We start from the raw sequence: 12,290 nt of genomic DNA, 5'->3' as shown, positions 1-12,290 counted from the left end.
CAATAGAATTACTTTAATTCTATTGTAGAAAAGTTCAAGTCAGTTCACTGGTTTCTTTTTTTAATGTTTGAGCTAGTCTAATAAAAAATATTAAGTCAAAAGTTAAATACATATTTGAAAATGCACATTAAAAAGTGCGATTAATACGACATTACGCTCCTGAGAAAAATTTTTGCATAAATACAAATCCTCCAATGATATATTTTAAAACAACTAAAGAACTACTTTAATAGTGTACATAAGGCCTATTTTCACTTATAATAAACTATGAGTTTATATATGGACGGGTAATTTAAATAGGAGGTAACATTTTGAGTTTAATTAAGAAAAAAAATAAAAATATTCGTATTATCCCTCTCGGAGGCGTTGGGGAAATTGCGAAAAATATGTATATCGTTGAAGTAGACGATGAAATGTTTATGTTAGATGCGGGACTGATGTTTCCAGAAGATGAAATGTTAGGTGTAGATATTGTTATTCCTGATATTCAATATGTGATAGAAAATAAAGAGAGATTAAAAGGTATATTCCTAACGCACGGGCATGAGCATGCGATAGGAGCTGTAACTTATGTGCTTGAACAAGTTGATGCGCCTGTTTATGGATCGAAATTAACAATTGCATTAATCAAGGAAAATATGAAGGCGCGCAATGTTAATAAGAAAGTTAGATATTATACTGTTAATAATGAATCAATTATGCGCTTTAAGGGTGTTAATGTCACATTCTTTAATACTACTCATAGTATTCCAGATAGTTTAGGTGTTTGTATACACACTTCATATGGTGCGATTGTTTACACTGGAGAATTCAAATTCGATCAAAGTTTACAAGGTCATTATGCACCAGATTTGAAAAAGATGACTGAAATTGGACAAGATGGTGTGTTTGCGTTAATCAGTGATTCTACTGAAGCAGAAAAACCAGGTTATAATACACCTGAAAACGTGATAGAATCTCATATGTATGATGCGTTTACAAAGGTGAAAGGTAGATTAATCGTTTCATGTTATGCATCTAATTTTATTCGTATTCAACAAGTTTTAAACATTGCACAAAGGTTAAATAGAAAAGTGTCTTTTCTAGGTCGTTCGTTAGAAAGTTCGTTTAATATCGCTAGAAAGCTTGGCTATTTTGATATTTCTAAGGATCTACTAATACCAATTAATGAAGTGGAAAATTATCCCAAAAACGAAGTGATTATCATTGCTACTGGTATGCAAGGAGAACCTGTTGAAGCTTTAAGTCAAATGGCTCAAAAGAAACATAAAATCATGAATATTGAAGAAGGAGATTCCGTCTTCTTAGCAATTACTGCATCTGCTAATATGGAAGTGATTGTTGGAAATACGTTAAATGAACTCGTTCGAGCAGGCGCAGAAATCATTCCAAACAGTAAAAAAATTCATACATCAAGTCATGGTTGTATGGAAGAGTTAAAAATGATGATTAATATCATGAAACCTGAGTATTTCATCCCAGTAAATGGTGAATTTAAAATGCAAATTGCCCATGCCAAGTTAGCTAATGAGGCAGGCGTCCAACCAGAAAAAATATTCTTAGTGGAAAAAGGCGATGTAGTAAACTACGATGGCGAAGAAATGATTTTAAATGAGAAAGTTAATTCTGGCAATGTGCTCATTGATGGTATAGGTGTAGGTGATGTTGGTAACATCGTATTACGTGACCGTCATTTACTTGCTGAAGATGGTATTTTTATCGCAGTCGTAACGCTAGATCCTAAGAATCGTAGAATTGCTGCTGGTCCAGAAATTCAATCACGTGGTTTTGTTTACGTAAGGGAAAGTGAGGCTTTATTAAATGAAGCTGAAGAAAAAGTACGTGAAATCGTTGAATTAGGTTTACAAGAAAAACGTATTGAATGGTCAGAAATCAAGCAAAATATGCGTGATCAAGTAAGCAAACTACTTTTTGAAAATACAAAACGCCGTCCGATGATTATTCCGGTAATTTCTGAAATTTAATAATTTCTATTCTAAAATAAAGAGGTTAAGACAGACGCTTTGGTAAAGTTATTTAAAAGTACATTGTATATATGTTATATCTAAACAAATTATATACAACCTTTAAATATACTGGAGCGAATAATGTCTTACCTCTTTTATGTTATTATAAGTATGTAATAAAATGATTTTATAGTATTTAAAAGCATATTTATTATGTGTATTTTCACTTGTAATTAAAATACACATTTATGGTTCATATACATATTGAAAAAACAGAGTTGAAAAGAAGGTGTGAATGTTGGCACAAACAAGAAAGCGCTCAACAACAAAGAAAAAAACATCGAATACGAAAAAGAAAACCGCAAATAATAAAAAAAAGAAAAGTGATAGTCCTTTAAGATATATTATTGCGATAGTGATTTTTATTGCTATCATCCTTGGTGTTTTTCAATTGGGTATTATAGGCACCATGATAGATAGTTTCTTCAATTACTTATTTGGTACAAGTAGGTATTTAACTTATATATTAATCTTGATTAGTACTGTATTCATTACTTATTATAAAGCGTTACCAAAGACAAGACGTACCACTGGCGCATTTGTTTTGCAAATTGCATTGTTACTTGTGACTCAAATAGTATACTATTTCATGCATAGAGCACAATCGCTCAGAGAGCCTGTGCTATCATATGTTTATAAATCTTATGAACATACGACATTTCCAAATTTTGGTGGAGGCTTATTTGGACATTACTTATTGGCATTATTGATACCTCTTATTTCAATTGTCGGAGTTATTATTGTAACGATATTATTAATCGCTTCTAGTTTTATCTTATTGACAAAACAAAGACATAGAGATGTATCTAAAGTTGCTTTTGAAAAAATGAAAATAAAAAGTCAGGATGCTTCTGCAAATCTTAAAGAGCGTCGCAAAGAAAATAAAATTAAGAAAGATGCTAAAGCACGTATAAAAGCAGAAAGAAAAGCTGAAAAAGCAGCTGAGCAATCACAATCTCAAAATAACGTTAAAGATGTCACTGATTTACCTGAGATTAGCAGCAACACGACTGAGCAACAATCAATTCCGATTTATGGTCATAACGATTATAAAGATGAAGATATTCAACAAGCACAACCTCAAAATAAAAGGTCTAAACGCGTTTTTGATCAAAATAATCAAAGTGCGGCGCAGCAAATGAATCAAGAAGATAATGGAATTACAGAGCAACCTTTAAACGAATTAGAAGAAAGTGAAGCATATGATGAAGATGCAGCTTCAAATTCTATATCTGAGGCAGGAGAAGTAGAAAACGAAGCCTATAAAATACCGCCATTAACGTTATTGAAACAGCCAGCTAAACAGAAATCAACTTCTAAAGCTGAAGTGCAGAAAAAAGGGCAGTTGTTAGAAAACACTTTAAAAAACTTTGGTGTAGATGCTAAAGTCACTCAAATTAAAATAGGTCCAGCAGTGACACAATATGAAATACAACCCGCTCAAGGTGTTAAAGTAAGTAAGATTGTTAATCTTCATAATGATATTGCGTTAGCATTAGCAGCTAAGGACATACGTATCGAAGCACCAATACCTGGCCGATCTGCTGTTGGTATAGAAGTACCAAATGATAAGATTTCACTTGTTTCTTTAAAAGAAGTGTTAGATGAAAAATTTCCAGCTTCGAATAAATTAGAAGTAGGACTAGGTAGAGATATTTCAGGTGACCCAATCACAGTAGAACTTAACAAAATGCCTCATTTACTTGTAGCAGGTTCTACAGGAAGCGGGAAATCTGTTTGTATCAATGGTATTATTACAAGTATCCTATTAAATGCAAAGCCACATGAAGTTAAACTTATGTTAATTGATCCGAAAATGGTAGAATTAAACGTATACAATGGCATCCCTCATTTGCTCATACCTGTTGTAACCAATCCTCATAAAGCATCACAAGCTTTGGAAAAAGTAGTTGCAGAAATGGAAAGAAGGTATGACTTGTTTCAACATTCTTCTACTAGAAATATTGAAGGTTATAATGAAGCGATTAGAAAACAAAATGAAGCGTTAGATGAAAAGCAATCAGAATTACCATACATTGTCGTGATTGTAGATGAGTTAGCAGATTTAATGATGGTTGCTGGTAAAGAAGTAGAAAACGCAATTCAAAGAATTACACAAATGGCACGTGCTGCTGGTATTCACTTAATAATCGCAACACAACGTCCATCCGTTGATGTAATTACTGGTTTAATCAAAAATAATATTCCGTCTAGAATTGCCTTTGCTGTGAGTTCACAAACTGATTCTAGAACAATCATTGATAGTGGCGGAGCAGATAAATTACTTGGTAAAGGTGATATGCTTTATGTAGCTAATGGTGGATCAACTAGAACAAGAGTTCAAGGTGCGTTTTTAAGTGACCAAGAGGTTCAAGACATCGTAAATTATGTCGTAGAGCAACAAAAAGCGAATTATGTAAAAGAAATGGAACCTGATGCCCCAGTTGAAAAATCAGAAATGAAGAGTGAAGATGCCTTATATGATGAAGCGTATTTATTTGTAATTGAACAACAAAAGGCAAGTACATCGTTATTGCAAAGACAATTTAGAATTGGTTACAACCGTGCTTCTAGATTGATGGATGATTTAGAACGTAATCAAGTGATTGGACCACAAAAAGGTAGTAAACCTAGACAAATACTTGTGGATTTAGATAGTGATGAGGTGTAAATATGGAATTAACTTCTGTTTATAAAGTAAAAGAATGGCTGATTCAAGAGATAAGTACGAGAGGATTGAAACCGGGAGATGCTTTACCTAGTAATCTTGCGGTTGCTAGAAAATTAAATGTTAAAACAGATGATGTATACGATGCAGTTGATGAACTAATTACTGAGCAAGTGCTATCTAATAATTTAGAAGAAGGTGCAAGTGTTAAAAAGTTGCACCCATTCTTCTATCCATTAGATGAGTTGGTTAGTATTAGTAAAATGATAGAAGATCAAGGGTATCATGCGAGTACAGAATTTATAAATTTAGACGAAAAACCTGCGACCTCTTTAGATGCTAAAAGATTAAATCTTCCTGAAAAGGCGTTGGTGACAATTATTGAACGTGTGAGAATGGCTGACCGCATGCCAGTTGTTTATTGTTTGGATAAGCTACCAGCTGAAGATTTAACATGTGCAGAGTATCAAAATAGTGATGAATCTTTGTTAAATGCTTTGGAATATTATGCTTCGAAAAAAGTGGCATATGCAGAAACTGAGATTGAAGCTATTGGTTATGAACCACATATTTCGGATGTTTTAGATGCTTCGCCGCATGAAGGACTTATGTTATTGAAATTAATTCATTATGATAAAAATGATCAACCAATACTTTATTCTTTTAATTATTTCAAAAGTAGTTTAGTAAAATTTAAAACGGTTAGAAATAGTATATAATAACAAAATTATGAAAGTGAGGTTTGACAATTTGAAAATTAATGAACAACAAAATAATTTGCATATTAATGTGTTACCAACAACAAAGTTCAAAACGACCACAATTACTTTAAAATTTATGGCACCATTAGATAGTGAAACCATGACAGCTCGATCAATTCTCAGTAAGTTACTCGTGCGTGCTACAAAAAAATGGCCAACAGACAAGGCGTTTAACCGTCATCTTTCAGAATTGTATGGCGCGTATGTTAATAGCTTTGTCTCAAAATTTAAAGACAAACATGTCATCACAATATCATTGGAATTAGTGAATGAACGCTATCTTACTGATCAAACCCCATTATTTGAAAAAGGTTTAGATTTGTTGAGAGAAATGATTTGGAATCCTTTAGTTGTTAATGATCGTTTTGACGAAAACTTCGTTTCACAGGAAAAAGCTTTATTAACTAAAAAATTAGAAGCAATGGTTGATAATAAATCTCAAATATCTTTTTTAAATTTATTGAAATATATGTTTGGTGAACAACCATATCGTCACCTAGCTTCAGGACAAGTAGATTACATAGCAGATATTTCACCTGAAAATTTATATCATACATATCAATCTATGCTACACAACGACTATTGTGCTGTTTATGTCGTGGGTAATGTAGATGAACAAGAAGTAAAATCTCAAATCAAAACTTATTTTGATATAAAACCATTCCAATTCAAACAATCTCATGCGACGCCAGTGCCACAAGCAGATAAAGTGCCACAAGAAATTATTGAAACAGATGAAGTGGATCAAGCTAAATTAAATATTGGATTTAAATTGCCTGTACAATTTGGAGATAAACAATATTTTGCCAGTGTTGTTTTTAATACTATGTTTGGCGGAGATCCATCTTCCGTTTTGTTTAACGAAGTACGAGAAAAACAAAGTTTAGCATATTCAATTCATTCCCAAATAGATGCAAAAAATGGTTTTATGTTTGTTCTTAGTGGTGTTTCATCTGACAAATATGAAGTAGCGAAAGATACAATTATTGCGGAATTTGAAAAGTTCCAGCAAGGTCAATTTAGCGAAGAAAAATTAGAACTTGCTAAAAAGATTATTATTTCACAGCGTCAAGAGTCATATGACCGTCCTAAACGTATCATAGAGATATTAAATAATAATATTCTATTAGAACATGATATATCAGAGGAAGCGTACATTAAACACATTCAAGATGTGGATCATGCTGAAATCATAGATTTAGCAAAAAATATAGAACTCAATACAATCTATGTTTTAACGAAAGGGGGTAATTATTAATGCATAGCACATACTATAAGCAAATAGATGAAAATGTATTTGAAGCTGAGTTAAACAATGGATTGAAATTATTTGTTATACCTAAAACTGGCTTTCAGAAAACATTTGTTACATATACAACTCAATTTGGTTCCTTAGACCGTAAATTTAAACCACATGGCAGTGAAGATTTTGTTACTGTACCAGATGGTGTAGCGCACTTTTTAGAACATAAACTATTTGAAAATGAGGAAGAAGACTTGTTTACTGCATTTGCAGAAGATAATGCACAAGTAAATGCCTTTACTAGTTTTGACCGAACAAGTTATTTGTTTAGTGCAACAGATAATATTGAAAGCAATATAAAACGCTTGTTAACCATGGTTGAAACACCATACTTTACCGAAGCATCTGTAGATAAAGAAAAAGGTATTATTGCTGAAGAAATAAAAATGTATCAAGAGCAACCTGGATATAAATTAATGTTTAATACATTAAGAGCTATGTATGAATCACATCCAATTCGTGTAGATATAGCTGGTAGTGTAGAAAGTATTTATGAAATAACTAAAGAAGATTTATACCTATGCTATGAAACATTCTATCATCCTTCTAATATGGTTTTATTTGTTGTTGGAGATGTAGATGTAGACCATATTTACAATGTTGTTGCTGACCATGAAAATCAAAGAGATAAAACGAATCAACCTCGAATAGTTAGGGATTCTTTAAAAGAACAGGATAGTGTAAAAGAAAAAGTAGTAACTGAAAAGATGAAATTGCAATCACCTCGAATTATGCTTGGCTTTAAAAATATGCCATTAACTGATGTGCCAGATAGATTATTGGTAAAAAAAGATTTAGAAATGACTTTGTTTTTTGAATTACTATTTGGTGAAGAAACTGACTTTTATCAAACGTTACTTAATGAAGAGTTGATAGATGAAACATTTGGGTATCAATTTGTATTAGAGCCTACATATAGTTTTTCCATGATTACCAGTGCGACTCAACAACCAGATAAGTTAAAAAAATTATTGTTGGATGAACTCGAAGCAAAACAGGGCAATTTAACTGATACAGAAGCATTTAATTTATTGAAAAAGCAATTTATTGGTGAGTTTATATCTGGTTTGAATTCGCCTGAATATATTGCGAACCAATATACAAAACTTTATTTTGAAGGTGTAAGTTTATTTGATCTATTAGATATTGTTGAAAGTATTACATTGGAAAGCGTAAATGAAACGGCACAATCGAGTTTGAATTTATCCCAAATTGTAGATAGTCGTTTGGAGATGAAATAAACAATGAAAGCTTTAGTTATAGGTGGCTCAGGGTCAATTGGTTCTGCAATCGTTAATCGCTTATTATCTGATGGGTATGAAGTCATCGTTCATTATAATAATACAGATATCAATAAATTAAAGTTTCAGTTCAACCATAGTTCAGTGCAATTGGTACAATGTGATTTGCGCAACGTAGATGATTTTAACCAATATTTTCATTTTATAAAAAATTTAGATTGTCTTATTTATGCGAGTGGCACTGCATTGTATGGTCAGTTGCAAGATATGACGGATGCAATGATTGATGAGCATTATCAAATTCACGTGCGCCAATTCATTAGAATGTGTAGATATTTTGTAGATCAGTTACGACAAAGTCAAAATGGGCGGATTATAGTTATTTCATCAATATGGGGAGAAACAGGTGCGAGTATGGAAACAGTCTACTCGGCGATGAAGTCAGCTCAAATTGGCTTCGTAAAAGCACTGAGTCAAGAATTATCATTGACTTCAGTCACTGTGAACGCGATCGCACCTGGTTTTGTAAGTGGTAATATGTTAAAAGCTTGGGGAGAAAATGATCTTGAAACTTTATCTCAAGATTTACCACAACAAAGATTTATTGAACCAGAAGAAGTTGCCCATACTTGTAGTTATCTTTGTAATCCATTAGCCAAAAGTGTCACTGGTACAATACAAAAAGTGAATGGTGCTTGGTATTTATAATTTTTGATATAATAGAAAAAATAAACCACCTGTGAATCATTCAATGATATAATATCAATATCATTCATTACATTACTTTTTAAATTATTTATGTGGTACTATGCTTTTTTCATTAAATAAATAACTGAAAATGTGATAGATTTTAGTCAAAGCGCATTGTTGCGATTTATAAACTAAGGGGTGTATATGCCATGACAGTTGCTACAAAAAAAGAATGGTATTTAGAATATGAAATTACAATGAACAGAGCTGGATTATTAGGTGACGTTTCCAGTTTATTAGGTATGATGGGTATTAGTATTGTTACAATAAATGGCATTGACGAAGGCAGAAGAGGTCTATTAATTAAATCAGATAACCTTGAAAAAGTTAGTAGATTTGAAAATATCGTTAGTGAAATTGATGACATCTCTATTACTAAATTGCGTAAACCAGAATTACGAGATCGATTGGCTGTACGACATGGTAGATACATAGAACAAGATGCTGCTGATAAAAAAACATTTCGTTTTGAAAGAGAAGATTTAGGTTTATTAGTAGATTTTATGGCCGAATTATTTAAAGAAAAAGGGCATAAATTAATCGGTATTAGAGGTATGCCTAGAGTAGGTAAAACTGAATCGATTGTTGCTGGTAGTGTCTGTGCCCATAAGCGTTGGCTATTTATTAGTTCTACGCTAATTAAACAAACTGTTCGTAGTTCGCTCATCAAAGGTGAGTATGATTCTGATCATGTCTATATTATTGATGGTGCGGTTACAGCCAGAGAATCTAACCAAAAACATCAAGAATTAGTGAAAGAAGTTATGAGCTTACCAGCGATTAAAGTTGTAGAACATCCAGATTTATTTGTGGAAACTAGTGATTATGAGATGAGTGACTTTGATTATATCATTGAGCTAAGAGAAAATAAAAATCAAGAAATCCATTATGAAGAAATGAAAAAACATACCGTAAAAAGTAAAAATAATCTTGATTTCGGTGACGATGTTTTCGGTGGTGGTTTTGGATTTTTTGAATAGTAAAAGATAATGGATGAGGAGGACTAACATCGTGAGTTTAGTTGGTCAAACTTTAAAAGGACGTCGCGAAAGATTAGGTATGACATTAACAGAATTAGAAAACCGAACAGAAATCAAACGCCAAGCTTTAACACTCATTGAAAATAATGATTTTGAGTCCCTTAAAAATGCAGATTATGTAGAAGGTTTTATTCGCAAATATGCAAAGGCTGTAAATATTGATGCTGAACAGCTTATTCATGCACATAGAGATGAAATTCCTAATCATGATAACAATTTGAAAGAAACGATTGATGCTTTTTCTTCAGATCATCAACCTACTTATCGTAGTAAAAACAAAGAACCTCTGCAGTTAGCAGTAGTAATAAGTCTAGTGATTATTATCACTGCCATACTGTGGATATTAGCGGTATTATTTTTATAAAAAATGTTATTGTAGTTTTGTTGTAAGTTATATATATAGAAATGAGGATTTGAAATGAATATTCCGAATTGGATAACTGTCTTTAGAGTTATATTAATTCCAGTATTTCTATTATTCGCTTTAGTAGATTTTGGTTTTGGTAATGTAACTTTTATTGGTGGATATGAAATTAGAATTGAATTATTGATTAGTGGTATTATCTTTATTGTTGCTTCGTTAAGTGACTTTGCAGATGGTTACTTAGCAAGAAAATGGCAGCTTGTTACAAATATGGGTAAATTTTTAGACCCATTAGCAGATAAATTACTCGTTTCAAGTGCTTTGATTGCTCTTGTTGAAATTGGGTTAACAAACTCATGGGTTGCGATTATTATTATTGCACGTGAATTTGCGGTTACAGGGTTACGTTTATTACAAATCGAACAAGGTTTTGTAAGCGCAGCAGGCCAATTAGGTAAAATTAAAACGGCGGTTACGATGATTGCGTTAGTATGGATTTTACTAGGCGACCCATTAGCTACATGGATTGGTTTTCCAATAGGTCAGGTGCTATTATACATAGGGGTATTCTTTACGATTCTATCTGGTATTGAATACTTTTATAAAGGTAGAGATGTATTTAAGGCTAAATAATATGAGTTTGGTTCTGGCAAACATGAATTCAACTGGAAAGTGTTTTTAAGCACCTTTCCAGTTTTTTTGTTAAAATAGTATATCTTGATACAGAATCGTTATTAATTAAGACAGAATAATCTTCAAACGAAATTTTAGTTTTTAAATAGAATTGGATTTATAATATAAATAATAAGTTTAACAAATTAAATAGCGAAATTTTTCTTTCGGACAAGGAGGGGAAAGTGTGAATATATCAATTATAGCAGTTGGATCTGAATTATTGCTGGGTCAAATTGCAAATACCAATGGTCAATATCTATCAAAATTATTTAATGATATAGGACATAGTGTTGTAGAACACACTGTAGTAGGAGATAATCCTAATAGACTTGAAAGAGCAATACATTCATCATTGGAACAATATGATGCTGTTATTCTTACTGGTGGATTAGGACCTACTAAAGATGATTTAACAAAGCATACGGTAGCTCAAATATTAGATCGCAATTTAGTAACGGATGAAAAGTCATTGATGTATATTGAGCATTATTTTAAAGATCAAAATGTTGAAATGACTCCGAACAATAAACAACAAGCACTAGTCATTGAAGGTGCAACAGTTTTAGAAAATAAAGTAGGTATGGCACCAGGTATGCTGATTGAATATAACGATAAACACATCGCTCTATTGCCTGGTCCACCTAAAGAAATGCAACCGATGGCAAAAGATGGCTTATTACCATATTTTTTAACTGGAGAAGGTATTATTTTTTCAGAATTATTGCGTTTTGCAGGGATAGGTGAATCTAAAGTTGAAACTATTTTAATTGATTTGATAGATAATCAAACAAATCCTACTATTGCACCATTAGCTGGTACGCATGAAGTTAATATAAGACTGACGGCGAATGGTAACTCTAAACAAGAGTGTGAAGCACTAATAGCACCAGTAAAAAAAGAAATCCTGTCACGTATAGGTAAATATTATTATGGGTCAGATGATAATTCCATAGAATCATCCTTTTTAGCACATATGAAACAATCATTTGCAATCTATGATGGTGTAACAGATGGCGAATTATATTCTAGAATGAAAGATCATGATTATTCAAATAAGCTATTTGGTATGTTACCCCATCACCAACAGTTTATAAATTCTAAAGAGGATATGGAGCATCAATTACTAATTTCATGCCGTATCGTCAAAGATTTGTATAATGCTGAAATTGGTATTTCATTATTACATGAAAATGGTACAGTATACTTAGGTATTTTAGAAAACGAATACCTAACCATTAAATCATTTAAAATGACGAAGAATAGAAATTTAATAAAAAAAAGATCACAAAACTATTCATTGATTAGATTATTAAACTACTTTAGAGAAAAAAATTAATAATTCAAAACAAACAATGATTAGTACGTACGTTCCCTTTTTGTGAAGAATTGTTCTATTAGTAGCGAACAAATATTCGCAAAATGCTTGCAGAATACTTTAAATCAATGTATAGTATGGTTAAG

General features: G+C 32.0%; 10 protein-coding genes. All 10 read left to right on the top strand.

What is annotated here, in order from left to right; genetic code table 11:
* The first annotated feature begins 311 nt into the window (after positions 1-311).
* The 10 genes from rnjB to JG554_RS07760 all read left to right on the top strand — a co-directional run bounded on the left by rnjB (position 312) and on the right by JG554_RS07760 (position 12,165).
* Entirely contained in the window at positions 312-1,985 is a 1,674-nt protein-coding gene (rnjB, locus tag JG554_RS07805; protein WP_046208620.1) for a ribonuclease J2, read from the top strand.
* 280 nt (positions 1,986-2,265) lie between these two features.
* Positions 2,266-4,698, top strand: a complete 2,433-nt coding sequence (locus JG554_RS07800; protein WP_107360239.1) for an FtsK/SpoIIIE family DNA translocase — start codon at positions 2,266-2,268, stop codon at positions 4,696-4,698.
* Positions 4,699-4,700: 2 nt separating this feature from the next.
* Positions 4,701-5,414, top strand: coding sequence for a GntR family transcriptional regulator (locus JG554_RS07795; RefSeq protein WP_046208619.1), 714 nt, complete (start codon positions 4,701-4,703; stop codon positions 5,412-5,414).
* 10 nt (positions 5,415-5,424) lie between these two features.
* Positions 5,425-6,714, top strand: coding sequence for an EF-P 5-aminopentanol modification-associated protein YfmF (gene yfmF / locus JG554_RS07790; protein WP_046208618.1), 1,290 nt, complete (start codon positions 5,425-5,427; stop codon positions 6,712-6,714).
* Entirely contained in the window at positions 6,714-8,000 is a 1,287-nt protein-coding gene (gene yfmH, locus JG554_RS07785; RefSeq protein ID WP_046208617.1) for an EF-P 5-aminopentanol modification-associated protein YfmH, read from the top strand. Before yfmF ends, yfmH begins: the two co-directional genes overlap by 1 nt.
* A gap of 3 nt (positions 8,001-8,003) precedes the next feature.
* Positions 8,004-8,708: an elongation factor P 5-aminopentanone reductase gene (gene ymfI, locus JG554_RS07780; protein WP_046208616.1), complete on the top strand. Its 705-nt coding sequence runs from the start codon at positions 8,004-8,006 to the stop codon at positions 8,706-8,708.
* Positions 8,709-8,899: 191 nt separating this feature from the next.
* On the top strand, positions 8,900-9,730 hold the full coding sequence (locus tag JG554_RS07775) for a DUF3388 domain-containing protein (RefSeq protein WP_046208615.1): 831 nt from the start codon (positions 8,900-8,902) through the stop codon (positions 9,728-9,730).
* 31 nt (positions 9,731-9,761) lie between these two features.
* On the top strand, positions 9,762-10,154 hold the full coding sequence (locus tag JG554_RS07770) for a helix-turn-helix domain-containing protein (RefSeq protein ID WP_080937823.1): 393 nt from the start codon (positions 9,762-9,764) through the stop codon (positions 10,152-10,154).
* Between the two features lie 54 nt (positions 10,155-10,208).
* Positions 10,209-10,787, top strand: a complete 579-nt coding sequence (gene pgsA, locus JG554_RS07765) for a CDP-diacylglycerol--glycerol-3-phosphate 3-phosphatidyltransferase (RefSeq protein WP_046208613.1) — start codon at positions 10,209-10,211, stop codon at positions 10,785-10,787.
* 226 nt (positions 10,788-11,013) lie between these two features.
* Positions 11,014-12,165: a CinA family nicotinamide mononucleotide deamidase-related protein gene (locus tag JG554_RS07760; protein ID WP_064209026.1), complete on the top strand. Its 1,152-nt coding sequence runs from the start codon at positions 11,014-11,016 to the stop codon at positions 12,163-12,165.
* Positions 12,166-12,290 lie beyond the last annotated feature (125 nt).

Origin of the sequence: Staphylococcus sp. 11-B-312, from assembly GCF_016743055.1 — a bacterium.
GTDB classification, from domain to species: Bacteria; Bacillota; Bacilli; order Staphylococcales; family Staphylococcaceae; genus Staphylococcus; species Staphylococcus ureilyticus.
This window is presented reverse-complemented; position numbering and strand designations above follow the sequence as displayed.